17 protein-coding genes and 2 pseudogenes are annotated in these 25,863 nt (G+C 69.2%); 9 read left to right on the top strand and 10 right to left on the bottom strand.

Annotated elements, in window-relative coordinates; genetic code table 11:
• The coding region (locus tag AB0I18_RS45530; protein WP_363111697.1) for a paraslipin at positions 1-882 on the top strand (882 nt) is incomplete at its 5' end.
• A 71-nt stretch (positions 883-953) separates the two neighbouring features.
• Here the strand turns inward: AB0I18_RS45530 and AB0I18_RS45525 are convergent.
• The 3 genes from AB0I18_RS45525 to AB0I18_RS45515 all read right to left on the bottom strand — a co-directional run bounded on the left by AB0I18_RS45525 (position 954) and on the right by AB0I18_RS45515 (position 8,620).
• On the bottom strand, positions 954-5,879 hold the full coding sequence (locus AB0I18_RS45525) for a DNA repair ATPase (RefSeq protein WP_363111696.1): 4,926 nt from the start codon (positions 5,877-5,879) through the stop codon (positions 954-956).
• 77 nt (positions 5,880-5,956) lie between these two features.
• A complete protein-coding gene (locus AB0I18_RS45520; RefSeq protein ID WP_363111695.1) occupies positions 5,957-8,002 on the bottom strand; it encodes a flotillin family protein in 2,046 nt (681 codons plus the stop codon).
• A 93-nt stretch (positions 8,003-8,095) separates the two neighbouring features.
• Positions 8,096-8,620 carry a hypothetical protein gene (locus AB0I18_RS45515; RefSeq protein WP_363111694.1) on the bottom strand — a complete coding sequence of 175 codons (525 nt, stop codon included), beginning with the start codon at positions 8,618-8,620 and terminating at the stop codon, positions 8,096-8,098.
• Between the two features lie 404 nt (positions 8,621-9,024).
• Here AB0I18_RS45515 and AB0I18_RS45510 point away from each other — a divergent pair, with 404 nt between their 5' ends.
• On the top strand, positions 9,025-10,086 hold the full coding sequence (locus tag AB0I18_RS45510; RefSeq protein WP_363111693.1) for a helix-turn-helix domain-containing protein: 1,062 nt from the start codon (positions 9,025-9,027) through the stop codon (positions 10,084-10,086).
• A gap of 106 nt (positions 10,087-10,192) precedes the next feature.
• A complete protein-coding gene (locus tag AB0I18_RS45505) occupies positions 10,193-10,498 on the top strand; it encodes a hypothetical protein (RefSeq protein ID WP_363111692.1) in 306 nt (101 codons plus the stop codon).
• Positions 10,499-10,520: 22 nt separating this feature from the next.
• Here the strand turns inward: AB0I18_RS45505 and AB0I18_RS45500 are convergent, their stop codons facing one another.
• Together AB0I18_RS45500 and AB0I18_RS45495 are read right to left on the bottom strand one after the other, a co-directional pair.
• Entirely contained in the window at positions 10,521-11,270 is a 750-nt protein-coding gene (locus AB0I18_RS45500) for a hypothetical protein (RefSeq protein WP_363111691.1), read from the bottom strand.
• Positions 11,267-12,631: a putative T7SS-secreted protein gene (locus AB0I18_RS45495; protein ID WP_363111690.1), complete on the bottom strand. Its 1,365-nt coding sequence runs from the start codon at positions 12,629-12,631 to the stop codon at positions 11,267-11,269. The genes AB0I18_RS45500 and AB0I18_RS45495 overlap by 4 nt, the downstream gene beginning before the upstream one ends.
• A gap of 159 nt (positions 12,632-12,790) precedes the next feature.
• Between AB0I18_RS45495 and AB0I18_RS45490 the strand changes: the two genes are divergently transcribed.
• Positions 12,791-13,396, top strand: coding sequence for a hypothetical protein (locus tag AB0I18_RS45490; RefSeq protein WP_363111689.1), 606 nt, complete (start codon positions 12,791-12,793; stop codon positions 13,394-13,396).
• Between the two features lie 203 nt (positions 13,397-13,599).
• Here the strand turns inward: AB0I18_RS45490 and AB0I18_RS45485 are convergent, their stop codons facing one another.
• The gene (locus AB0I18_RS45485) at positions 13,600-14,844 is read right to left on the bottom strand and encodes a cation:proton antiporter (protein ID WP_363111688.1); all 1,245 of its coding nucleotides are present in this window, start codon (positions 14,842-14,844) and stop codon (positions 13,600-13,602) included.
• A gap of 352 nt (positions 14,845-15,196) precedes the next feature.
• Between AB0I18_RS45485 and AB0I18_RS45480 the strand changes: the two are divergent.
• A pseudogene (locus AB0I18_RS45480) lies at positions 15,197-15,547 on the top strand (transposase); the annotation flags it as partial.
• A 51-nt stretch (positions 15,548-15,598) separates the two neighbouring features.
• On the opposite strand, the pseudogene AB0I18_RS45475 reads toward AB0I18_RS45480, so the two are convergent.
• Positions 15,599-16,459, bottom strand: a pseudogene (locus tag AB0I18_RS45475) (ATP-binding protein); the annotation flags it as partial.
• Positions 16,460-18,240: 1,781 nt separating this feature from the next.
• Here AB0I18_RS45475 and AB0I18_RS45470 point away from each other — a divergent pair.
• Positions 18,241-19,572 (top strand): hypothetical protein, encoded by a 1,332-nt coding sequence (locus tag AB0I18_RS45470; RefSeq protein WP_363111687.1) that lies wholly within the window; start codon positions 18,241-18,243, stop codon positions 19,570-19,572.
• A gap of 189 nt (positions 19,573-19,761) precedes the next feature.
• On the opposite strand, the gene AB0I18_RS45465 is transcribed toward AB0I18_RS45470, so the two are convergent.
• Complete coding sequence (locus tag AB0I18_RS45465; protein ID WP_363111686.1) at positions 19,762-20,454, bottom strand: TetR family transcriptional regulator; 693 nt, start codon at positions 20,452-20,454, stop codon at positions 19,762-19,764.
• Between the two features lie 288 nt (positions 20,455-20,742).
• On the opposite strand from AB0I18_RS45465, the gene AB0I18_RS45460 reads away from it, so the two are divergent.
• Complete coding sequence (locus AB0I18_RS45460; RefSeq protein WP_363111685.1) at positions 20,743-22,485, top strand: ABC transporter ATP-binding protein; 1,743 nt, start codon at positions 20,743-20,745, stop codon at positions 22,483-22,485.
• A complete protein-coding gene (locus AB0I18_RS45455; RefSeq protein WP_363111684.1) occupies positions 22,482-24,278 on the top strand; it encodes an ABC transporter ATP-binding protein in 1,797 nt (598 codons plus the stop codon). The genes AB0I18_RS45460 and AB0I18_RS45455 overlap by 4 nt, the downstream gene beginning before the upstream one ends.
• Here AB0I18_RS45455 and AB0I18_RS45450 read toward each other — a convergent pair.
• Positions 24,275-24,853, bottom strand: a complete 579-nt coding sequence (locus AB0I18_RS45450; protein ID WP_363111683.1) for a hypothetical protein — start codon at positions 24,851-24,853, stop codon at positions 24,275-24,277. The genes AB0I18_RS45455 and AB0I18_RS45450 overlap by 4 nt on opposite strands.
• A 287-nt stretch (positions 24,854-25,140) precedes the next feature.
• Here AB0I18_RS45450 and AB0I18_RS45445 point away from each other — a divergent pair, with 287 nt between their 5' ends.
• Complete coding sequence (locus AB0I18_RS45445) at positions 25,141-25,431, top strand: hypothetical protein (protein WP_363111682.1); 291 nt, start codon at positions 25,141-25,143, stop codon at positions 25,429-25,431.
• A gap of 30 nt (positions 25,432-25,461) precedes the next feature.
• Here AB0I18_RS45445 and AB0I18_RS45440 read toward each other — a convergent pair.
• A partial coding sequence (locus AB0I18_RS45440; RefSeq protein ID WP_363111681.1) for a MerR family transcriptional regulator occupies positions 25,462-25,863 on the bottom strand: 402 nt, incomplete at its 5' end.

Here is a 25,863-nt window from a genome sequence, read left to right as displayed (position 1 = left end):
GTTCACCCGGTGATCGATCTGCGAGAACAGGTCGTGTCCTTCAAACCACAGCCGGTCATCACCGAGGACAACCTGGTCGTCGAGATCGACACCGTTCTGTACTTCCAGGTCACCGACCCACGAGCGGCTTTCTACGAGATCGCGAATTTCCTTCAGGCGGTCGAGCAGCTCACCGTCACCACCTTGCGCAACGTCGTGGGATCCATGGACCTGGAAAAGACCCTCACCTCACGGGACACCATCAACAGCCAGCTGCGTGGTGTGCTGGACGAGGCCACCGGTAAATGGGGGCTGAGGGTCAACCGGGTGGAGATCAAGGCCATCGACCCTCCGCAGTCCATCAAGGACGCGATGCAGAAACAGATGCGGGCCGAGCGGGACAAGCGGGCCGCGATTCTCGGGGCCGAGGGGCAACGCCAGTCCCAGATCCTCACCGCCGAAGGCGACAAGCAGGCCGCCGTCCTGCGCGCGGAGGGCAACCGGACCGCCGCGATCCTTCAGGCCGAGGGCCAGTCCCGGGCCATCGACGAGGTGTTCCAGGCCGTACATCGCAACGACCCCGACCCCAAGCTGCTCGCCTACCAGTACCTCCAGACACTGCCCCAACTCGCCCAGGGCTCGGGCAACAACTTCTGGGTGATCCCCAGCGAGATCACCGCCGCACTCCAGGGCGTGTCCCGCGCCTTCACCGAGGTGCTGCCCCAGTCGCCGGCCACCCGCGAGAAGCCCTCGGACGACATGGCCGAGCAGGCCGCCAACGACACGGCCCAGGCCGCGCAAGCCGCAGCCGCCGCCCTCGCCGACGCGGCCAAGGCCGACCGTGTCACCTCCGACCCCCCTGCCGTCCGCCTCTCCACGCCAACCAGGGGCAGCGATCGGTGAGCATCCGTAACGTCATCGGTCGACGTGGGGCATGATCGCCACCCTTGTCGACCGCAGACGGCTTCCAGGATTCATCCCGTGCGGCGGGCCGCGTGGCGGGCGGCAGGGTTGGCGATGAGGTGGCGGGGGTCGGTGGCGCGGGTGATCGCCGACTCGACGGCGGCCACGCGGTCGGCGAGGAGGCCGAGGGCGGCGACGGCTCGGGTGAGCGGGTCGCCCTCCGGGCCGCCGAGAGCCTGCGTGCGGGCGTACGTGGTCTTCAACTCGGCCCACCGCGCGGCCTGTTCGGTGTCGAGGGTGCCGCGGAGCTCGGCCAGCTTCAGCAGATTCGTCTCGGCTCCGGTGGTGAGGGTCTGGGCCTCGGCCGTGTAGTGGTCGTGGATGACGGCGGCGAGCTCCGTGTCGTTCATGACGGGCTGGATGCGCTGGGCGATCTTGTTCATGTTGCGGTAGGAGCCCTGGAGTTGGAAGGGCGGTTCCGTGCGGGTGCTGTCGGACTGGGCGGCGGAGGCGATGTAGGCCGCGTTCACCGCCAGGACCGTCTCGCGCGCGGTGCGCAGGTGGCGCAGGACGGCGAGGATCTGCTCCAGTTCGGCGGGGGCGTAGGGGTGGGTGAGTTGGTCGGCGTCGGCCGTGGAGTCGTTCTCAGCCAGCCGGATCAGCAGGTCGAGGTCGGTGCGGTCGCGGCCCGCGAGGGTGGCCAGGGTCGCGTTCGCGGTCAAGGCGTTCTCGATGAAGCTGACCGCGAAGGCGTCCTCCTTGCCGGTCAGGACGTCGCCGAGGTTCCAGACGTCGGCGCGGTTGGCGAGCATGTCCGGTACGCGGAAGCGGTCGCCCGACTCGGTGTAGGGGTTGCCGGCCATGCAGACCGCGAAGCGCTTGCCGCGCAGGTCGTAGGTGCGGGGCTCGCCGTTCCACACGCCCTCGATGCGGCGGGTGGCGTCGCACAACGGGATGAACTTCTGCAGCAGTTCGGGCGAGGTGTGCTGGATGTCGTCCAGGTAGAGGAGGGTGTTGTTGCCCGCCTCCAGCGCGAAGTTGATCTTCTTGATCTCCTGGCGGGCCGTGGCGTTCGGAGCCTCGGCCGGGTCGAGAGAGGTGATCGCGCGCCCGAGGGCCGGGCCGTTGACCTTGACCAGGACGAGGCCGAGCCGGTCCGCGACGTACTCCACGAGCGTCGTCTTGCCGTAGCCGGGTGGCGAGATGAGCAGGAGCAGGCCGCCCGTGCCGGTGCGCCGGCCGTCACCGGCCGTGCCGAGTTGCTTGGCGAGGTTGTCGCCGATGAGCGGGAGGTAGACCTCGTCGATGAGCCGGTTGCGGACGAAGGCGGTCATCACTCGCGGACGGTACTCGTCCAGCCGGACACGGGATCGCTCGGCGGCGACCAGGGCCGTGCGCTGCCGCTGGTAGGCGCGGTGGCCGGGCGCGTCGTGGCTGCGGAAGTCGCGGGTACGGGCGAGGAGTTCGTCGATGCGGATCGTGAGCGTACGGCCGGTGATGCGCGGGTGGGTGCCGAGGAGGCCCTCGACGATCTCGGTCACCGGCGCGTCGGACTCGTAGCGCGGCAGGGTCGGGCAGAGTTCGGCGGCCACGGCTTCGGTGAGGTCGCCGGGGGCAGGGTGTGTGCCGGTGGCGGAGAGGTACGCGGACAGCCACGCCTCCACCAGCTGGCGGCGTGCGGCGAGGTCGTCGAGCACGGCGAGGTCCTCGTCGTACGCCGAAGTGCCCACCGTGTGCCGGAACTTGTCGAGCAGTGTGCGCGCGGCCGAACTGATGACGAACCCCTCGGGCCCGGCTGTCAGCTCCTCGAAGAGGTACGCGGAGGCGAGTGCCCCGGTGTCCCCCTGGCACGTCACGCGCGTCGGCTCCGTCCGACGCATCGCGGTCGCCAGCTCCGCCTGGAAGTCCGCGATCGCCGGGGCGAGCCCGAACGTGTCGCGGGCGCGGGCCAGCGACACCGCCCGCAGCGCCCAGCTCTCGCGGACCTCGGCGGCGGCGCCGTGGGCCCAAAAGAGCTGGGCCGCGGCGCGGGCGTCCGGCCGGTGCCGCAGCAGGCCCGCTCCCTCGTGCAGCCGCAGCAGCGCGGCGAGGATCGCGGTCGCGTCGTGGTCGTGGACCCCGCGCTCGTAGCCCTCGTCGTAGGACGCCTGCGCGGCCTGCCGTACGAGGGCGGCGAGGTCGTCGGCCTCGGCCAGGTGAGCCGGGCCGTGCTCGTCCAGGAGCCGGGCGGCTAGGTGTTCGGCCCGGTAGACCTCGGGGGACTCGGAGGCCAGCGGCCGGTCCCAGTACGGGCGGGTCGCCGCGAACTCCGGGTCCGTCACGGGCGAACGGTAGTCCGTGCCGGTCAGCGCGAAGGCAAGGCCGTCGCCGTGCGGAACCAGTGCGAGGTCGAGGGGCTGAGTGTTGACGGTGAAGCGGTGGCGGCCCAGGCGGATGGTGCGGCCGTCGTCCGCGTAGAGGTCGGTGCGGTCGCGCAGGGCGCGGGCCGCCTCCTGGCGGGCGGCCCGCAGTCGGCCGTCCAGCTCTTCCGCCCGTACCTGGTCGCCCAGGTCGCGCAGCTCGTCCGCGGTCCGCCGGACCTTGGCGACCATCAGGTCGGAGGCGAAGTACGCGCTCACCGCGTCGGTGTCGGCGACAGTGGCCGCACGCCGGACGACGGTCTCCAGAACCCGCTCTGCCGAGGCGGCGAGCTGTTCGGCCCTGCGGGCGCGGGCGTCGGCGAGGGTCTGCTTGCGGGCGGAGAACGCCTCGTAGACCTCGGTTCGCTTGTCCGCCAGCCGGCCGAGGAAGTCGTCGAACTCCGCGAAACGCGACTCCAGAGTCTCCAACTGGACGAGCAGACGCGCGAGTTGCTCGTCACAGGACTCCAGGCTGTCCGCGGCGGTGAGCGCGCCGGCGGCGGACTGGCCGAGGAGCGCGAACTCGGCGGCGAACTCGGACCGCCCCTCGCGGTCGAGGAGTTCGCGGCGGCGGGCGTCCAGCGTGGCGCGGGCGCGGTTCACGCCGCCCAGCACTGCGGCGATGCGCTCCAGGATGGACGTACGGACCGTGGCGTCGCCGATGTCGAGGCCGGCGACGACCTCGGTGACGGTCCGCAGCCCGTCGGCCAGTTCGTCCAGCCGGGCCGTGACCGGCGCGCCCTCGGCGACGGTGGCGATCGACTCGGCGTCCGCGACGAGGTGCTCGATGTCCTGGTGGTGGCCGGTGAACGCGTCCTCGCGGGCCAGGAAGGCGACGGCGCGCCGGCCGAATGCGGCGAGGTCGGCCTCGACGTCCTCGGCCAACGCCTCGATGCGGGCGGTGTCCGCGTACCGCCTCTCTCTGAGCGTCAGCAAGTGGCCCTGTGCGTGGCGCAGTTCGGTCAGTCCGCTCACCCAGGCGGCGGCGTCCCGCGGCACCTCGCCGCGCAGACGCCGTACGAGTGAGGTGATGCGCTGGGCCGCCTCGTCGAGGGCCTCGGCGGCCTGCCGGGTGAGGGCCTGCACGGTCTCGAACTCGGTCAGCACCTGCCCGACCGTGGCCCGGACCTCGTCCAACGGGGTGCGCAGACTGCCCAGTTCGGCGTCGCCGAGCCAGTGGTAGGTGTCGGCGGCGCGCACGCAGGCGGCGACCAGGGCCTCGTACACCTCGCCGGTCGGGGTCATGTCCGCGACCGCGCGGGTGATGGACAGGCAGTCGGAGATGCCGCGTACGAGGTCGGCGTTGCCCACGCGGGCCAGCGGGCCGGTGCCGGTGGGGGTGGTGGCCGCGTGGGTGTCGGAGACGTACGGGGAGCGCCACAGCTGGACGGGATGGACGCGGGCCGGCTCGTCGCCGCCGGTGCGCAGCACCATGAGTGTGCCGTCGTCGAAGAGGGCCCAGCCGTGGCAGGACAGCGGGGTGGCGACCTCCTTGCGGATCAGGTTGTAGGGCAGAAGCAGGCTGCGGCCCTCCGCGCGCGCGTGGAACGCGAAGAGCACGTCCTCGCCGTTGGGCGAGCGGACCATGCGCTCGAACTCCAGGTCGGCCGTGTCGGTCGCGTCGAAGGTCTTGTACGCGCCGGTGGCCAGGCAGTAGCCGCCCGGGAAGACGATGCCCTGGTCCTCGGGCAGGCGGCGGCAGGCCTGTCCGATGCCGTCGAGGCGTACGACGGCTCTGGTGAGCGTGTTGAACACCAGGTACCGAGGCGCGTCCTCCTTGTAGGGGTGGATCCGCAACAGGACCAGGGCGCCCACGCGTGCGTGGGCGATGTCGGCGTCGGCGAGGGACTGGAGCGGCTCGTCGACCGGCTCGGCGTAGATCCCCTCTGCGGTCTCGGTGTCGTCCTCGACCTTGACGGTGAGGGTCCCGCCGACCGTCTCGACGAAGAGCTCGCCCTGAACGGAGACATGCGGGTGGCGGCCGAGAACGTGGTCCTCACGGGTCGCCGCGGTCCACTCGAAGTCGTGGGACGGCGGGAAGACGTGATCGCGTTCGCCGCGCGCGTCGAGGAAGGACGCCCGGTCGTCGTCGGACAGCGTCCAGCGCAGGACACGGATGTCCTCGGCCTTCTCACCGGTCTGGAAGACAGCCAGCAACTTGCCGTCCACGCGACGCAGTTGGAGGAGATGGGCCTGGCGGTAGTAGCGGTGGAGGGCGGCGAACTCCCGTACGAAGGCCGGGTCGTCGAGGAGGCCGGGGACGGCGTCCTCGGGCAGCCGGTTCAGGTCGTGGTCGTACAACGCGAAGACGTCGCCCACCGTCGTCTCCGGCTTGGTGCCGAGGAAGACGTTGTGGCCGAACAGCAGGCGGTCACCGACGGCGACGAGGTCGCGAGGAACGCATTGGCGCTCGGTGCGGATGTGCTCGGTGCCGGTGAGTTCGAGCCGCGTCGAGCCGAACTCCTCGGTGCGGCGGGCGTTGAGCGCCTCGGCGCGCCGGGCGAGGTCGGCGGCCTGCGCGGCGAGTCGGCCGCGCAGCACTTCGTACGTGCCGGTGTCGAGCGCCTCGTGCGTACCGGTGTCCGGGCCGGTTGCCATGGTCCAGCTTCCCTTCGAGGAGCGAGGTCCGGAGCTGCCGTCCCCTGGGCAGCAGCTCCGGACCGTGGGGCGGATGATCAGGCCTTGACGCCGCCGTTGAACTCGGCGAGCGGCAGGTCGGCCAGGCCCAGTTCGCCCGCCCGGTCCATGAGCTGCTCCAGGCGGCCGGCGTTGGCGCCGCCCGTCCGCATCAGCTTCATCAGCAGCGCGGAGACGGTCAGGTTCTGCACATCGGCCGTGGAGACCGAGCCGAGGACGCGGCTGAGGTCGTCGGTGAAGCTCGACGTGCCGTTCAGCCACGGCCCGGCGAGGGCCTGCGCGGTCTCGGAGTGCTGGACGAAGCCGTCGACGCTCTTGCCGAGCGCGATCGAGGAGACGAGGCGGTCGAAGAAGACGGACTCCCCGCCGACGATGTTGATGTCGGCGTTCTCCAGGCCGGTCGCCAGCACCGTGGCCTGGGCCTCGGCGACCTGCCGCTGCACCTCCAGGCCGGCCAGCCGGATGTCCTTCTCGGCCTCCAGGCGCAGCCGGTACTCCTCGTGGCCGCGGGAGGCGTCGTCGAGGGCGGCCATCGCGGCGGCCTTCTCGGTCAGCCCGGCCGCCTCGGCCTTCAGCCGACCGCCGATCGCCTCGGCCTCCGCGTGCGCCTTCGCCCGTGCGCCCTCGGCCTCCGCCTTGAGGCGTGCCTGGGTGGCCTCCGCCTCGGCGAGGCCGGCCTTCTCGATGACCTCGGCCTCCTTGTCGCGGACCTGGACGGCCGCGAGCCCTTCGGCGGCCGCCTCGGCCTGGATGCCCTCGGCCAGCCGCAGCTTGGCCCGCGCGTCCAGGTCGGCGGCCTTCAACCCCGCCTCCGCCAGCGTGAGTTGCTCGGCGGCGCGGTGTACGGCGGCCTGCTCGGCGGCCTCGGCCGCCTTGATGTCCTTGACCAGCTTCTCCTGCGCCTGCGCCTCGGCGGCGATGATCACCGTCTGCCGGTCGCGCTCGGCCTCCTCCACGGCGCGCAGCTTCTTGATGGACTCCTCCTGCTCGGCGACCGTACGGTCCACCGCGACGCGCTCCCGGATGACCTCGGCGATCTCCCGCTTCTCCGCCTCGACCTCCTTCTGGGCGGAGATCCGCGTCAGCTCCGTCTCCCGCTCCCGGGCGATGACTTCGAGGAGACGGTCCTTCTCGATGCGCTCGTTCTCGATGGCGATGACCCGCTCGCGGTTCTTCTGCGCGACGGCCACCTCACGGGCCTGGTTCTCGCGCTGGATGCCGAGCTGCTCCTCGGTCTTGAGGAACGCGCCCTGCGACCGCAGCCGCTCCTCCTCCACCACCCGCGCCGTCTCGGCCTCCTCACGGGCCCGCACGGTGCCGATCTCCCGCCGCTGCTTGATCTCCGCGTCGGTCTGGCGGCGCTCCAGTTCGAGGATGGCCTCCCGGGCGTCGACGTTCTGCCGGGTGATCTCCTTCTCCTCGGTGCGCTGGAACTCGTTGGTGCGCACGTGCTCGATGGCCGTCAACTCGGTGATCTTGCGGATGCCCTGGGCATCCAGGACGTTGGCCGGGTCGAGCTGGGAGAGCGGCGTCTGCTCCAGGTAGTCGATGGCTGCGTCCTCAAGGCTGTAGCCGTTGAGGTCGATGCCGATGATCTCGATGATCCGGTACCGCAGTTCCTCGCGCTTGGTGTAGAGGTCGGTGAAGTCCATCTGCTTGCCGACGGTCTTCAGCGCCTCGGAGAACTTCGCGTTGAACAGTTCCTGCAGGGTGTCCTTGTCGCTGGCCCGGGCCGTGCCGATCGCCTGGGCGACCTTGATGACGTCCTCGACGGTCTTGTTGACCCGTACGAAGAACGAGATACGGATGTCCGCGCGGATGTTGTCCTGGCAGATCAGCCCGTCCCGGCCGGCCCGCATGATCTCGATGGTCTTCACCGAGATGTCCATCACCTCGGCCTTGTGCAGCACCGGGAGCACGACCTGCCCGGTGAAGGTCACGTCGACCTTCCGCATCTTCGAGACGATCAGCGCCTTGCCCTGCTCCACCTTGCGGAACAGCCGGGAGAAGACGAGCAGTAGGGCGAGTGTGGCAAGCAGGACAACGGCGACGAGCACGCCGATGCCCACAGAGATGGCATTCATGGCATACGTCCTTGAGGCGTAGGGGAGTTGCATCACGAAGAAGGAAAGGCCCGAGGAAGGAAGGCGCCGGGCCGACCCGGGTGGCGGCGCGGTTCAGGCAGCGCGATCCCGAGTCGGGAGCGCGGCGGCGCTGTCTCGCGAGTCGATCGCGGAGACATACGGCGCGCCCCGGAAGGGTTTCTCGGCATGGCCGGTGGCACACGGCGAAGCGGTACCGCCGCCGACGTGAGCCTCGGTGCGCCGGGACGGCCGGGGTTCATCGGGGAAGAGAGGGCGCAGCGGCAGTACGAACAGGCGGGTCAGCGGCCAGGCGGCCGGAACAGCCCCGATTGGCACACCCAGGCGCAGCAGCCCGCCGAGGACTCCCGAGGGCCCGAACACGTCCAGCAGGATCGCCGTACCCAGACCGAGGATCCAGCCGAGCGCCGTCAACAGTGACAGTGCTACCGCCACCGGCACGCCGCCCATGCCCCAGCTGTCGAGATCCGCATCCGCGTCGAAACTGTTGGAGCCTGCCACGCCGAAGGCGACGAGAACCCAGAATCCGACGACCACGACGAGGGCGGCTGTGAACAGGAGAGTGGGAAAGCCGGTAGCCGCTTCGAGAAACGCCCGCATGTCCCCCCCCGTTCATTGCGTCATCGCATCTGACCGATGGAGCAGTCCGGGCGCCGGCGCCGAGCGCCGGCATCCTGCCGGTATTGACACCCGGGCAACCTGTGACTCCCCCGGGGACATCTTGCCCGTGGCAGACCCGCCCTCGCATTGCCGGATCCCGGCAGTGTTCACTCAGGTCCGGGTGCCGGTTGCTGCCCACGACGTGTTGGCCGGCCTGTCAGAAAGGCGGGCAACAGGCGACGGGTCCTGTCGTTGCGGCGGCACCCGCGCCGCCGTGTTGCTCGAACTCGGCAACACCGGAAGTGCCGCCCATGCCGAGCCCGATCATCCGTGCGGGTCTGCGACCCTTGTCTACCGTGCGTCAGGACGACGTCATCGGCGCGTCAAGGGCAAGAGGAGAGCGCGTGACACGGCTGGAGATCCCCGACGAGTATGTGGCGGGGTACACCCAGATCCTGGCCGACGTCTGCGCCACCGGCCGCCGCCTGACCCGCGATGAGCTGGAGTCACTACGGGTTCAGGGAGAGCGGGCCGCCGAGGCGGGGTTCGGACTGAGGACGCTCGTACGCCGGCATCTGTCCGCGACCCGCGAAGCCTGGCCCAGCCCCACACCCGCCGAAACCGACCGCCTGCTGGCCGCGGTCGAGCAGGCGGTGGACGCTTTCGCCGAAGGACACGAGCGGGCACAAAAGCTCGCGGTGCGCCAGGAGGAGGCCGCCCGCCGGGAGTTCATCGACGACCTGCTCTACGGCCGCAGTGACCTGGGACGCCTGGCCGAGCGCGCCGAACGCTTCGGACTGCTTCTGTCTCGGGCCCACGCGGTCGCCGTCGCCCAGAGCCGCGAACCGGTCGACGACATCCATCCGGCCACCCGGCACGTGGAGAGCGCACTCGTCAGCCGGTTCGGTGAGCGGCGCATCCTGCTCACCACCAAGGACGGCCGGCTCATCTGCATCGCTCCCAGCGACCAGGAAGAGGTGCTGACCTTCTTCGCCAAACAGGCACACGCGGCCACCGACGGCGGTCAGGTCGCCATCGGACGCCCCCACCCGGGCGCCGGAGGCGTCGTCCACTCCTACGAGGAAGCCCTCAACGCCCTCGACCTGGCTCCCCGGCTGCATCTCGACGAACCCGTGCTGCGCGCCGCGGATCTCCTCGTCTATCCGGTCCTCACCCGCGACCGGCAGGCGATGGCCGACCTCGTCCTCAACACCCTCGGGCCCCTGCGGTCGGCGCGGGGTGGCGCGGGAACCCTCATCGACACCCTGACCGCGTACTTCGACACCGGCTGTGTCGCGGCCGAAACGGCTCGCCGCCTCAATCTGAGCGTGCGCGCTCTGACGTACCGCCTGGAACGCGTTCACCAGCTCACCGGTGCCGACCCGGCGGAACCCGTGCACCGTTACACCTTGCAGACCGCGGTGATCGGCGCGCGGCTCCTGGGCTGGCCGGAGAAGGAAGTGTGACCGCCCGGGCAACGCCAGCGGCTGGTGAAACCGCTCACCCGCGCCTAACGTCACTGCTCTTGAGCCACCAGACGATGCATGTGGCTCGGAAACTGGGGGAGCCGGAATGTCCTTTCTGAAGTTCGCGGGCGATGAAGTGCTGGAGATGGCGGGCACGCTGGAGAGCAGCGGGGGCCAGATGAAGTCCGCCTCCAGGGAGATGAAGCACGCCGACTCGACACAGATCGGCCACGGTGGTCTCGAGTCCGCGTGCGACGAGTTCGCGGACTCCTGGGACTACGGCTTCGGGGAGCTGTCCAAGCTCACCAAGGGCGTGTCGAAGTTCGCCAAGAAGGCGGCGGAGGAGTTCCGGAAGCTGGATGACAAGCTGTACGACGAGTTGAAGAAGAAGACGAGCGAGAGCAATAAGTAGCGCTTACTCAACCGACTGAGGATCAGGCCTTTGCCGCCACCGGCACCTCGAAGGTGAACGTCCGGCCGATCTGCGCCAGACGTCCGCAGTAGGAGTCCAGCAGGAACACCGAGGGCGTGGAGATCGTCACGTACACGCAGTAGTCGCGTGGCGCCGGCACGATCAGCTGGAGCAGGGCCATGGGAAGCGTCGGACGCACTGCCTCCCCCGTGCCGGCGACGTCGGCGATGCCGGTCTCGGCCGCGAAGCCCGCGGGCAGGGTGAGCAGCCGCAGGGATGCCGACATGACGCCGGGGCCGGACGGCAGTTTGGCCGCCAGCAGCATGTCCTGTCTGCCCTGTACGCCCTTGCCGAGCGCGAAATCGAGCTCTTGGAGCCCACGCTCGCCGGTGAAGAACTTCTGCTCCTTCGCGCGATAGATGCCCTCGGCGGCCAGCAGCCGGTCCCGGTGCCCGCTGGGTTTCACGGTGACGGCGAGCAGACCCATGGACAGCCGTTCGTCACCGTCCACGTCCTCGGTGCCCAGGCACATGGCCGTGAGGGCGACGGTTTCCTCGCCGCCCGCGGACAGTCCTGGCAGGGTGGCACGCAACTGCTCGGTGGCTGAGGTGAGTTGGTCTTCGTCGGCGTCCGGGATGAGTGTGGCCAGGGCTTCGCGCCACCCCTCGGTGGCCGTGAGGTCGGGCAGGCGGACGAACTCGTCGGGCACGGTGTACTGGAAGGCGTACGGAATCTCCCGCGCGGTGGCGGCTTCGACCGGGTTGTGGGTCATGCGACGGTTCCGAAGTTCGAGGGCTGCAGGCCCTTGGTGAAGCTGTCTCCGGCGGACGTGAGCGTCGTGCCCGCGTCGAACCGCGGTCCCAGCGGGCCGGGCGCCATCGTCTTGGGCTCATTGTCAGGGGCCTCGTAGTCGAAGAACCCGGCGGCCGGGCCGACGACGGGGATGTCGGAGATGTTCCAGTCGCTGTCCAGCCACCGGCCCTCGTTCGTGTTGGAGCCCGCCGCGAAGCCCGCGCCGGTCACCGTCCCGACGACGTCGAGCGTCCTGCCGGTGGCGACATGGACCCAGCCCTGGCCCGACATGGCGAAACCGCGCAGGGAGTTGGCCATGCCGCTGGGGATCTTGGCGATGTTCCCCCAGGCGCCGGGGCCGATCCTGCCGAGCGCCGCCATGAAGCCCTCGGACGCACGCAGCGTCCGCCCGGACTGCACCATCAGCCGGCCGGCCTGGGCGAGCTTGGCGCCCGCGAGCCCCACCCCGCCCGCGACTACGCCGAGTGCGTCCCAGGCGAGCGTTTCCCAGGTCACGCCCTCGGCACCACCGATCATCGCGGCGCTGTGCGCGGCCAGGGCGCCGATGCCGACGATGAGGCCGATGAGACCGAGGGCGCCCACGCCGGTGCCCAGGGCCAGGGCGACGAGGCAGATCACGCCGATGACCATGGCGATGTCGGCGAGGATGTCGCCGACCAGTTTCCAGAAGTTCGGGTCCGACAGGACGTTCCAGGCGTCGGACAGGAAGTCCGTGAAGCCGTCCACCAGGTCGTCGAACCAGCCAGGTTCCGGCGGAGCGTCGTCCGCGGCGTCCTTGATCGTGCGGGCCGTGGCGTCCGCCGCGGTGGTGTACTCCGCGTGGAGAGTGCGGGCTCGGCCGCGAACGGCCTCCAGCTCGTCGTTGGCCGTGTCGTACGCCTTCTGCTTGCCCCGTTTGTCCTTTTCGTGCTCGTCCTTCTCCTTGTCGGAAAGGGCGGACGTGTTCTCCGGCAGGCCGTCGAGGGTGCCCTTCGCGGTGCTCACCTTCTGGGCGGCCGCGGCGGCCTCCTCCTCCAGCGTGCGCGCCCGCGCCTGGAACCCGTCCAGGCTGGTCTCCCAGCCCGACAACGCCCGGTGAGCCGAGCCGACGGAGTCGAGCGCCTTCTTGAGGTACGGGGGAATCTTGTCCACGGACTTCGTGAACGTCTCGGCCGACTTGCCCACCCAGATCCCGTCGGACGTACCGATCTTGCTGAGCTGCGTCTGTGCGGTGCCGCTGTCCCGGTTGACCCGGCCGATCGCGGAGACCATCAGCCGCACGGTCTCCAGATCTCCCGGCGCCGGATCAAACCCCAGATTGGGATACTTCGACGAACCCACCGCTCATCCCCCTACGTCTGCCGCTCGCCTCCCGTCCGTGGGGAGCCTGATTACCCAGGTGATAGGAAGCTATCCGTGAGGTGAGTGGTTCCGCCATCGTCGTGAACACACCGCTACGGCATGCTGACAGTGTCCGCAAAAACGGAACCAGGAGGCGCGATGTTCCTGCAGCCCCAGCTGAAGGCCCTGCTGCGGGACGGCTCGCAAGGCGCGCATCGGCACGACGCCCGCAATCTGCAGCGGTCCTGGCGGAAGTTCGCGGCCTTCGCCTACGTCGCCGAGCAGTACGGCTACCAGTACGACGGCCTGTCCTCCATCTCACCCAAGGGGAGCCCGAACCCGTACTTCTCCTTCCGCCGTACACCGGACGCGGTGGAGCGCGCCACCCGCACCGCCGAACAGCACCCCACCGCGCTCCAGGGCGGCCCGCTGCCCGGCATGCGCCCCGGCGGAAGCCGCCTGCGCCCGCTGCCCCAAGTCCGGCGCGATGTCGACCTGCTGCACGCCCGCATCATGGTCGACTACAGCCGCAGCCACCGGCGGCGCGGCCTGATCGCCCTCGTGATCCTCCCGCTCGCCATGCTCATCCCGCTCTCCCAGACCGGCTTCACCCTGACCGCCCTGCTGGTCTGCGCCGCCATCTGGCTGTTCTTCGCCGCACTGTGGGCACTCGGCCTGTACCTCGCCCGGCGCCGCCTCACGAAGTACGGACGCATCCTGGCCGCGGCCGGAATCGACTGGCCGTCTGCACGGGCGCGTACGTGATTGCCAAGACGTCGAAGCCACCAGGGCCACGACCGAGCCGGTGACGGTCGGTGATCCGGGCGGGCCGAGTGCGCAGGATTGAGCGCGTACCCGTATCCCGGCTGAGGGCGCGGGCGGAGGGGTTCCTGGTTCACACCGGCAGGCCCAGGGCGAACGGGGACGCGATGGTGTTCGTGGTCGCGAACGGTCAAGGCTCGGCAAGTTCACGCGCCGGCGTGGCCGGTCTCCTCGGTGGGGCGGGCGGTGTCCTCGTCCTGTCGGGCGCTGGGCACCCCGGCCAGGTCATCGACGTGGAACAGGCGGGCGATCGGCACGTCGGTGCTGCTGTGCGCGACGATCGAGAAGGCGATGCAGACGGCGATGAGCGTGAACGCCTCCTCGCCCTGAGGGATCCCGGCCTGCAGCACCAGTAGCCCGTACACCACCGAGGCGAAGCCCTTCGGTCCGAACCAGGCGGCGACCAGCTTCTCCTGCCGGGTGAACCGGGTGCCGACCAGCGACAGCAGCAGCGAGGCCGGACGGATCAGGACGATGGCGAGCACGACGGCGACGTAGCCGCCCACCGACAGGTCCCCGAAGAGCTGCGGGGTGAGCAGCGCGCCGAACACGAGCAGCGCCGCGAACTTCGCCAGCTCGGCCAGCGCCTCGCCGAGCGGCTCGAACGCCGTCTTCGCCTCCGGGGAGCGAGCGGTGAGCACCGCGCCCGCGGAGAACGCCGCGAGGTAGGGGTTGGCGTGCGTGAGGTGGCACGTCGCGTACAGGATCACGCCGATCGCCAGCGGCAGCAGCGGTTGCAGCTTCGGCTCGGCGCCCAGCAGCCGGAACCGCACGAGACCGATCACGACCAGCGGCAGCACGACACCGAAGACCAGCCCGAGAACCAGCTCCAGCGCGATCTTCGGCAGGGAGGCCTCAGCATGCCCGGACGTGGGCCCGGCCGCGGCGATGAAGATGAGGACGACGGGCAGGGCGAGCCCGTCGTTGATACCGCTCTCCACATTGAGCAACTGCCGTAGTTTCGCCGGGACTTCCTTGCGGCCCACGATGGCCGAGGCGAACACCGGGTCGGTCGGTGCCAGGACTGCGCCGACCAGGAAGGACGTCGTCCAGTCCAGGCCCACCAGGTAGTGCGTGAGCAGCGCCATGCCGACGAAGGCGACCGGCATGCCGAGCCCGAGGGCGCGGGCCGGGTTCTTCCAGTTGGCGCGCAGCTTCGGGAAGGAGACGTGCATGCCGTCGGTGAACAGCACCGCGAACAGCGCCAGATCGGCCGTCACGGACACGATCTCACTGTCCGGCGTGATGTGGATCAGCCCGAGGAATCCGTCACTGACCAGCGCGCCGCCGACCAGAAAGAGGAAGGAGGTGGACAACACGGTCCGGGCCGCGAGCCCTGACAACAGCACCGCGATGAGCAGCGCCACCCCGAAGACCACAATGAGCACCATGGCCGAAACCCCCGATCGAAAGAGAGAGCGATCCCCTACTCGCCGACCAGGCTTCCCGGCACACCGAGGGGAACCTTACAGGTCTTTGACGCGTCTTTGACAGATCGCTTACACGCGCAATGGGCTCCGTGACATTGCCGGATCCCGGCAATCGTGAAGGTGGCCTCGGCTGCCGACGGCTCCCGATCAGCTCGACCAACGGCCGCCCGGACGGCGGCGGAGCGAGGCGGTTCCCTGGGCGGCATCGAACGAGCCGGCAGCTGCGGAACCATCCGAACACTCTGGTGACGGCGGGGGAGAGCCACGCCCCGTCGCTGAGACAGGCGCAGCTCGATGAAGCTACCCGCCTTGCAACGACGTCACGCAGTTGCTGCCGCTGCTGGACAAGGTCCCGGCCGTGGCCAGCGCCGTCGGCCGCCCCAGACACCGGCCCGACGCGCTGCTGGCCGACCTGGGCTACGACCACGACAAGTACCGGAGTCTGCTGTGGGCCCGTGGCATCCGTCCGGTCATCGCCGAGCGCGGCAGGCAACACGGCAGTGGCCTGGGCATCTTCCGGTATGTGGTCGAGCGGACGATGGCCTGGCTGCACGGCTTCCGCCGACTGCGGATTTGGTGGGAACGACGCAACGACATCCACGAAGCCTTCCTCGGCCCCGCCACCTGCCACATCACCCACCGCCACGTCCAACGGCTTTGTTAGGACCTCTTAAGCATCCGGTTCGGTTCGCTTCGGCTGCGCCCCGGCCATGGAGTCGGCCGGCAGCATGGCCAGCGCGGTCGTGCCACCGGAATCGGACGGGCGTAGCTGGATGCAGATGCGGTGGCGCTGTGACAGCCGTCCGACCACGAACAGACCCATGCGGTGGGAGACCGAGACGTCCACGAGGGGCGGCGAGACGAGCCGTTCGTTGATGACCGCGAGGTCCTCGGGCGGGAGACCGCTGCCGACATCGTGGATCTCAATCAGTTGGCGCCCGTCGGGCTGCGCTCGGCCGATGACTGTGACCTTGGTCTGCGGCGGGGAGAACGAGGTGGCGTTCTCGAGCAGTTCGGCGAGCAGGTGCACGAGGTCGTTGACGACATGGCCCGCGACCTCGGTGGTCGGCACTGCGGCGAACTCGATGCGCTCGTACTGCTCCACCTCGGATGCGGCGGCGCGGAGCACGTCGACCAGCGGGACCGGGCGGGTCCAGCGGCGGTCGGGCTCCTCACCGGCGAGGACGAGAAGGTTCCGGCCATTACGGTGCACGCGGGTCGTGAGGTGGTCGAGCTTGAACAGCGAGGACAGCTGGTCGGGGTCGGCCTCGCGGGCCTCCAGCTCGGAGATCAGCTTCAGTTGATGCTGGATCAGGCTCTGGGAACGGCGCGAGAGGTTGGTGAACATCGCGTTGAGGCTGCCTCGCAGCAGGGCCTGGCCAGCGGCCAGTTGCACCGTCTGATACTGAAGCTCTTCGAAAGCTGCGGCTACCTCCCCGATCCGGCCCTTGGCTTTAATCCCGAGCGGTTCCGTGGTGATGTTCACCGTGCTGCCGGATTTGGCTGCTTCCTCCAGCAGATGGGGAAGCTCAAACATGATCTGGTGAGCGGCCGCGTGGAGTTGTCTGAGTTCCCGCCGTCTGGCACCCCAGCGCCATCGTCTACGCGGCCTGGTCGCCTCGGGCTCATCGCGCTGGCTCCAACGGCGCTCAAGTTCCTCCTCAAGAGCCTGCTCTGCCCGGGCCAGAGCCAGTACGAGCTCACCGTGCTGCTGGGCGATGAGGTAGCGCATGCGTACGGACTCGGCCAGCTCCTTCGAATGTCTGGAGACCAGTTCATCCAGGCGATCCCGCTCGGCCAGGGCCTCCCAGCGTTGCTGCAGGGCGTCATCAACATTGCGGGTGGTCTGAGTCTCCAACTGGTGCAGAGCGGCCTCGGCGGTGGCCCGCTTGATCCGCTCGGTCGTGAGCGTCGACTCAAGGTCCCAGATGGTCTGCTGGGCTTGCTCGGCACGGCTCTTGGCCTCGTCGAGTTGCTCCCGCAGGACGTAGACCTCATGTCGGTGTGGTTCGTGGACGCGGCAGGCAGCGAAATACAGCTCCCGGACCGACTCCTTGACCGTCATCTGAACCGGGGACTGGGTCTTCGTCTCCACGGCTTCGTAGAGACGGCCCAGGAAGCCGATCTCCGGCAGACGCACACCGTTGAAGTACCGCGACAGAGTCGAAGGGTCACCACCCAGTACTTCCACGAGCTCGACGTACGTCATGTCAAGGCCGGTATAGAACTCGCGCAGCCGGGTGACCCAGGCGGTCATCTCCGGACTCAGCTTTCTACTCAAGGGCTTCAGTCGGCGCCCAGGCCGTGAATCTTGCATCCCCCGCAACAACCCCCTCCGCAGAGGCATCCTGCCAGGGATTGTTTCCGCCCGTCAGAAAGATCGCCCATCACGGCTGTTGGCCCTGCCGCAACAACTTTCGGCCTGCGAGATTCAGGGCGTTGGCTGATCGCGAACGACACCAGGAGCTGTGCAGATGGAAATGATCAACGGCCTCATTGCGCTGGGTACGGCGGCAGTGAACTTGGCGGCCGCCATCATCGGAACCGGCATGGCGAGACGGGCCGTCAAACGCCGACGCGACGCCCGAGCGGCGCGGGGACGCTGATCTACCACTCGGCCGTCCTCGTCGGGCCAGCCCGCGAATGCCGCGATTCAGACCGCCTACGGGCTGAGCGCCGCCGTCCGGCCGACTGGCCGGAGGCACCAGCAGTGGAGCCCCGACCCGAACAGCGTCCCCGGGTTCACCTGCAGCCCATGGGGACAAGCGACCGGCTGAAGCCCTCTGGAGCGTTGTGCGACACCTGGCAGGGGTCCGGTCTTGGCGTCGTCTCCCGCGTGGACGCTGTGCAGGGTGACGTCTCACTCCTTCGAGGGGCTTCGGTCCAACTCAAATACAACCTGGTGTTGTCGGGCAGCGTCAGGACTCGGCTGAGGTATCGGTCTTCGCTTGTCGCGCTCTTCATGGCTTGAACGTATGAGCACAGATCATTTCGCTGCGCGGCATTTACGCACGCCAGTTCATCGTCGACCAGCCAGGCTGATGTGAATGGGCATCGGCGATTTGGGTGCCTGGTGCGGTCGAGCCGGATCGCGTCGTCCGCCGGCCCGTACGACATAGGGCCGGGGGCGAGGTGTTGGTGAGGAATGCTCGGAGCTGAGCGAAAATCCGAGGCGGCCCGCATCGACACGGTGAAGAATCTCTAATTATGCGGCTTACCGTCCCCAGGCACCCGGTCCCAGAGAGCACATACCTCAAGCGGGTGCTGCGTCATTCGCCAAGTTCGCTGGTGCAGCTGATCGCCTCTACCAGCGCTGGGCTTCCTCCGGTCCGAGGTCTGGGATCACTCGGCCTCGGCATGTACGGGCCGTGGGCGCTTGCCGATGCCGCGTGGGTCTCTCTCAGTTCGGGCCAGGAGAACCACCGGGCCCCGGCGACCACCCGGGACCTGGCGCAGATCGTCGGCTATCACCTGGCCCTGGACGACCCGGTCCGCCATCAGGAACCCGGTGACCGGCTGGACCGTTACCTGCTGAGGATCAGCGGCCAGCAGTTCAGCTGGCAGGTGGATGACTACGCCGAACTCGCCCGCACCATCGCCCTGCTGGCGCACACCACACCCGGGCGGGACCTCGAAGTCATCAAGCCCGGCTGGGACCAGGATCTCTTCGGCTGCTCGCTGGCCGACTATGTAGGACTTACGAGGCTGATCTGGGGCGCGGTCACCCAACACCCGGTGCTCGAACTGCGCGGACGTTTCCATCCCGGATGGGCCGCCGGGTCTGGGATCGACGAGTTCGGGAGCCTGGCTACCCCCGAGGAGGTGACCGCCGTCCTCGAGCGCCACTTCGTGACCACCGCGAGGCGACTCCAGGGCACCCTCCCGGTCACGGATGACCCTCTACTGCGTCGATACAAACCCAACCCCCTGCGCAGTCGGCCGCTGGTGGGCGGGTACGGCGACGGCTACCTCGTCCCTGTGAACAACGCCGTTCTCGGCAAGGCCAGCCCTTTGGGCGTCCTTCACGCGGCTGTCGAGGCTCGCGGCCAAGCGGTCACCCGTGACTACGGCGAGCTCCTTGAGCAATACGTCGGTCGCCACCTACGGCTACTGCCCGACGCCGACGTCCACCCTGAAATCAGCTACAAGGAAGGGACCCAGAATCTCAAGGGCATCGACTGGATCGTCGTCTTCCCCAACCTGGTCCTGCTGGTCGAGGTGAAGTCGGCCCGCCCCACGACTGGTCTGTGGCTGGGGCTGGACAACTTCGCGGCCACCCTGAACTCGCGGCTCGGCCATGCTTTCAAGCAGATCGAGAAGTCCGCCGGCCTCATCGCCGACCGGCACACCGCCTTCGCGCACATTCCGACGGACAGGCCGGTGCTCGGCATGGTCATCACGTTGGAGCCGTTCCACCTGATCAACACGCCGAAGCTGCGCGCTTCATTCCCAGCCATCACCACGCCCGTGACCATCTCGTCCATTCACGAACTGGAACAGGCCGTGACCATCACGGACACGAGCCTTGCCAGCGTGCTGCTCGGACGCACGGACAAGGGCGGGGCATCCCTGCGTGATCTTTTCTCCGGGCACGAGTTCTCGGACCACAATCCGATCTTGGAGAAAGCATGGTCAGCCATCCCTATGCCGGGATCCGGACTCAAGACTCGGCAGTACGGCGGCACATGAGGAGAAGCCAGTGCTGCGGTCGTTGACCGTCGGTCGTTCCCTCAGCCCGTCGTGGCGGCGGCCGACGGCTGCGCGTCGACCAGTTCACCTGGCAGCTTTCCAATGCGCGTCTGGGGAGCGTCCCGTGGGGAGCGGGCGCTCTCGATGTCCGGGCCGGTCGGGTCGGGCAGGTCCCCATCGTGGGCGGCGTCAGTCGGCGGTCAGCGTGATGGCGTCGGGAACGGCGTCGAATGCCTCGCTCACGCGGGCGGCGAGTGTCGCGCGCCCGCCCTTGCCGCGGCTGCCGGCGCCTTTACCGCGTCCGGCGGTCCAGTTCTTGGCGCCGACTCGGTAGGCGCCGAAGGCGATTTCACCGAGCAGACGCAGGCGTACGTCCTCGCGACCGTCCCGGCCGAGCTTGGCTTCGAGCTGTTCGACGATCTGTTCCTGGTGGTGGGCGGCCATGACGAGGCTGTGTTTGCGCAGGCCGTTGTGGCCGGCGGCGAGGCGGCGGGTGGCCAGGAAGCGGCGCGGCCAGTCGTCGTCCATGCCGGTGATGGCGGTGGTCAGGGCGGTGCGCAGGGCGGTGAGCGCGTCGCCGTGCAGGTCGGTCGCGGTGAACTCCTCGACGTAGGCGATCCAGAGCTCGGCTTCGGTGGCGAGGGCGACGGACTCCTTGGAGGAGTAGTAGCGGAAGAAGGTCCGCTTGGCGATCTCCACCTCGTCGACGATCTCGTCGAGGGTCACCTCGTCGAAACCCCGCTCGGTGAAGCGTGCCAGGGCCACGTCGGCGAGGGCGCGGAAGGTGCGCTGCTTCTTGCGCTCGCGCAGCGGCAGGACGCGGTCGTCCGGGCTGTGGGTATTGGCCGCGGCCGTGGAGGGGTCGGAGGTCGGGGTCGCCATGCACGTCACCTTAAGCCGTCCACCAGAAAAAGCCTCTGATGCGTTACTGCCTCTCATGGCATACTGCCACTGAGTGACAATTTCAGTGACGCTCGGCCCGGAGTCCGCCATGCCCCAGCCCGCTGTCCCGTCCGCCCCGACGCCCGCCTTCCCTCCGCCCATGCCGGAAGGGCCCGTGCTTCGGGCGAAGTGCGCCCCACTCGCTGTGCCCTTGCCTCGCCTGGCCGTCAACGGCCCTTGGGCGGCCGGTGGGTTCGCGGGGGAGGAGGCTGGACGAGGAGGGCTCGCGTGAGCGTCCTGTTACGTCTGCTGGCCGCCGTCCTTCGTCCCTACGCCCGTTCTGTGGCGGCAATCGGCGTCCTGCAACTGGTGCAGATCACCGCGACGTTGTATCTGCCGACGCTGAACGCAGAGGCCGTCAACCACGGGGTGCTGACCGGGGACACGGGGCATGTGCTGCGGGTCGGCGGGGTGATGCTCGGTGTGACGCTGGTGCAGATGACGTGTGCCGCGGCGGCCGTGTATGTGAGCGCGCGGACGGCGATGGCGCTGGGGCGTGATCTGCGGGCGCAGGTCTTCGCGCGGGTGCAGACCTTCTCCGTGCGCGAGGTCGGGCGCTTCGGTACGGCCTCGCTGATCACCCGGAGCACCAACGACGTGCAGCAGATCCAGACGCTGGTCGTGCTGGTGTTCACCCTCGTGGTGGCTGCCCCGTTGATGGGTGTGGGCGCGCTGGTGATGGCGGTGCGTCTGGATGCGCCGTTGTCGTTGTTGCTCGTGGTGGTGCTGCCCGTGCTGACCTGCGCGATGGGGGTGATCTTCGGACGGCAGATGCCGCTGTCGGCCTCGCTGCAGCAGCGGGTTGACCGGGTCACCAAGGTGGTGCGGGAACAGATCACCGGGATCCGGGTGGTACGGGCCTTCGTCCGTGACCGGCACGAGCAGGACCGGTTCGCCGGGGTCAACCAGGATCTGCTGGATGTGGGCCTGCGGCTGGGGCGGATGCAGGCGTTCGCGATGCCGACCGCGATGCTGATCATGGAGTTCTCGGGGATCGCGGTGCTGTGGTTCGGCGGGCACCGGGTGGACGGCGGCGGGGTGCAGGCCGGGACGCTGATCGCGTTCCTGCAGTACCTCACGCAGATTCTGCAGGCCGTGATGATGGCGATGATGGCGTTCGTGCTCGCACCCCGGGCGAGTGTGTGTGCGACGCGCATCCGTGAGGTCCTGAACGCCAGCAGCAGTCTGACCCTGCCCGCCTCGCCGGTCACCGAGCTGCGCGAGGCCGGCCGTCTGGAGCTCCGCGACGCCGGCTTCCGTTATCCGGGTGCCGAGGAGCCCGTCCTGCGAGGGGTGTCACTAACCGCCCGGCCCGGGCAGACCATCGCGGTCGTCGGCTCCACCGGCAGCGGCAAGACGACACTGATGCACCTGATACCTCGACTCTTCGACGTGAGCGACGGACAGGTCCTCGTCGGGGGCACGGACGTACGCGAGGCGGACCGGGCCACACTGTCGGCGACCGTCGGGCTGGTGTCGCAGAAGCCGTACCTCTTCTCCGGCACCATCGCCTCCACCCTGCGCTACGGGCGCCCGGACGCGACGGATGACGAGCTGTGGCAGGTGCTACAGGCCGCGCAGGCGCGCGACTTCGTCGAGGCCCTGCCCGACGGGCTCGACGCGCCTGTCGCGCAGGGCGGCAGCAACCTGTCGGGTGGGCAGCGCCAGCGTCTGGCCATCGCGCGGGTACTGCTGGCTAGGCCGGACGTGTACCTCTTCGACGACTCCTTCTCCGCCCTGGACGCGGCCACCGACGCCCGCCTGCGCACGGCACTGGCCGAGCGGACCGCCGGCGCGACGGTCGTCATCGTCGCCCAGCGCGTGTCCACCGTCCGCCACGCCGATCGCATCGTCGTGCTAGACGAGGGCCGGGTGGAGTCGAGCGGCACGCACAGCGAACTGATGGATGCCAGCCCGACCTACCGGGAGATCGTCCTCTCCCAGATGACCGCAGAGGAGGCGGCCGTATGACGGCCGAAGCCGAAAGCACCGCCAAGCCCCAGGACTTCCGCCGCTCGGCCGGACGGTTGCTGCGTGCCCTGGGCCCCGACCGGCGGCTGCTGATCCTGTGCCTGGCGCTGAGCATGGTGAGCGTGGCCCTGACCGTGTCCGTGCCGATGGTGCTGGGGCACGCCACCGACCTGATCGTGCGCGGGTCGGCCGCCGGGGGAGTGGACTTCGCGCGGGTCGGGCGGGTGCTCGCGGTGGCGGCCGGCCTCGTCGCCGTCTCCGCGTCCTGCGCCCTCGCCCGCGGACGGCTGGCCCAGGACATCGGCCAGCGCACCGCCTACCGGCTGCGAGAGCAGGCATCCGCCAAACTCACCGTGCTGCCGCTGAGTTACCTCGACCGCCGCCCGCGCGGCGACGTGATCTCCCGGCTCACCAACGACGTCGACAACATCGCCCTCACCCTCCAGCAGCTCCTCACCAAGATCACGGTGTCGCTGCTCAGCGTCGTCGGTGTGCTGGGCATGATGCTGTGGCTCTCACCGCTGCTCACCCTGGTCGCGCTGGCGTCCCTGCCGGTGGCCGCGGTCACCACCCGGCTACTGGGCCGCCGCTCGCAGCCCGAGTTCACCAAGCAGTGGCGGGCCACCGGCGAACTCAGCGCCCACGTCGAAGAGATGTTCACCGGACACGACCAGGTACTGCTCTTCGGCCGGGGCGACGACGCCCAGCGAGTCTTCGACCAGCGCAACCACGCCGCGTTCGAGGCCGGTCGTCGCGCCCAGTTCTTCTCCGGCGTCATCGAGCCCGCGCTGGCCTTCCTCGGCTACGTCACCTTCGTGGCCGTCGCCGTCCTCGGCGGGCTGCGGGTGGCGTCCGGCGCGATGACGGTCGGCGAGATCCAGGCGTTCATCATCTACACCCTGCAGTTCAACAACCCCATCACCCAGGCTGCCGCCCTGGTCAACATCGTCCAGTCCGGCGTCGCGTCGTCGGAGCGCCTTTTCGAGCTCGTCGACGCCGACGAGCAGAGCCCCGAGCCGGAGGCGTCCCAGCGACTCCAGCAGGTCATCGGCAAGGTGGAGTTCGAGCAGGTGTCCTTCCGCTACGAGCCGGCCGAGCCGTTGATCGAGGACCTCGACCTCACCGTCGCCCCGCACCAGACCGTCGCCATCGTCGGTCCCACCGGCGCCGGCAAGACCACCCTGGTCAACCTGCTGCTGCGCTTCTACGAACCCACCCGCGGCCGCATCACCCTCGACGGCGCGGACATCGCCACGCTGCCCCGCGCCGCACTACGCGCCCACATCGGCATGGTGCTCCAGGACACCTGGCTCTTCGAGGGCACCATCGCCGCCAACATCGCCTACGGCAAGGACGGCGCCACACATGAGGAGATCATGGCCGCGGCGAAGGCGGCCCGCGCCGACCACTTCATCCGCACCCTGCCCGAGGGCTACGACACCCTCCTGGACGAGAACGGCGAGGGTCTCAGCGCCGGCGAACGCCAACTGCTCACCATCGCCCGCGCCTTCCTCAACGGGCCATCGATCCTCGTTCTCGACGAGGCCACTTCCTCCGTCGACACCCGCACCGAGGCCCTCGTCCAGCACGCCATGGCCGACCTGCGCACCGGCCGCACCAGCTTCGTCATCGCCCACCGGCTCACCACCATCCGCGACGCCGACACCATCCTCGTCATGGAGGCAGGCCGCATCGTCGAACAGGGCACGCACGAGGAGTTGTTGGACGCCGGCGGGGCGTACGCGCACCTGTACGAAGCCCAGTTCGCGCAGACGGCGACGCTCCCCGCCTAGCGGGCATCACCTTGGTGGTGTGGCAGGGCGAGCGATACGACAGCGACGACGGCCAGGACCGCAGCGATGGCCAGGAACGCCCGCGCACATCCGGTAGTGAGTGCCTGCACTACGGGGACGTCAACGGTGGCGACCGTGGAAATCAGGGCGAGGCCCACCGGGGTGAAGGTGCTCCACAGGGCGAGGGCCCGGCGCTCCGTGGTTTGCCGGCACCGGGCTGCCGGAAGCATCGGCCCGGCGACGACCACCGCCAGATACTCCACCCCTTCCAGGACCCGGGCGCTGTACGACAGCCACGTCGCGGGAGCCATCACCTCCGGCAGCATCACGCCCAGCCCCGTGCAGAGCACGCCGTCCAGATCGCGTCGCGCTATCCACAACCCTGTGGGCAGCGCCAGACCGGCCGCGATCACGGAGACACCGGAGACCAGCCACCCGTAGGCGGCCAGCGAGAGCCCGAAGGCCTCCCCGACCTCCGCTTCCAACGGCACGAACCGACCCAGTGCCACGCCCGCCGACACACTGGCCAGATACACGAGGGCGATCACGCCACGTTCGCCGACTTCTGCGGGCACGGAATCCCGTAGGCGCCCCTCTTGCGGCCGTGCCGCAGGCTGAAGGCCGAATCCGGGACGGTCCGCACCACCTGGACCCACACTCATGCGGTCTTCTCCACGACGGCGAAGCGGGATCGGCCCGCGACTTTATCCGTGGGCGTCGTCGCTGTTCATGAGCCTGGCGGCGCGATTTCATCTCCGTGCTGCGTGGAGGCGGCCCTGGATTTGCTCCTCACTCCGTTGAGATCAGAGGACGCTGCTCACCTGTTGCCTGTGGCGCCTTCTCCGCCGCCTCCAGGTCAGAGGTGACCGACCCCGAACTGGCCGCGCAGTCCTTCGTCGCTGGCCCTGACCGCCTGGAGCGGCAGCTGACCGATGTGCTGCAACAGGCCAAGCATGACGGCGCGTCGGACCGGCGGCGGGATGCGGCGACCGAGGCCATTCACCTGCTCTTGCTCAGCCATGGCCTGGGCGCCGGTGTTCTGGTCGGCCGGCGCAGGCCGGGCGCCGCTATCGAGATCCTGCGCGCCCGTCTCGGCCGACTGTGCGCGCACCCGGTGCCTAGCCTGGAAACCGCAGCCGGCCGGTCGGGATGATCCGGCCTCTCGCCGTCGTGGCGGCGGGTGTCAGAGGACGGGGGTGCGGGTGAGGCGTTCGCGCAGGGTGGCGGCGAACTCCTCGGCCCGGGCCAGCTGGGTCCGCAGCTTTTCCACCTGCTCGGCCGCGCCCTGCTCATAGCCGCGCACACGCTCCAGCAGGGCTTCGTGCTCGTTCGCCGTGAGCTCCTCGCCGGAGTCGAGGCGGTCGGTGACCTCCAGCAGGTCGCGCATCTCGTCCAGGGTGAAGCCGAGCGGCTTCATCCGGCGGATGACCATCAGGCGGGCGACATCGGTCTCGGTGTAAAGGCGGAAGCCGCCCTGGGAGCGGGCGGAGGGGATGACCAGGCCGGTCTCCTCGTAGTGCCGGATGGTGCGCAGCGACAGCTCGGTCCGTGCGGCGACCTCGCCGATCTGCATGTGCTCGCTGCT

This window comes from Streptomyces sp. NPDC050704 (assembly GCF_040654355.1).
In the GTDB taxonomy this organism is placed as follows: domain Bacteria; phylum Actinomycetota; class Actinomycetes; order Streptomycetales; family Streptomycetaceae; genus Streptomyces.
The sequence above is the reverse complement of the archived record's forward strand: the minus strand, read 5'-3'. Positions and strand labels throughout refer to the sequence as shown.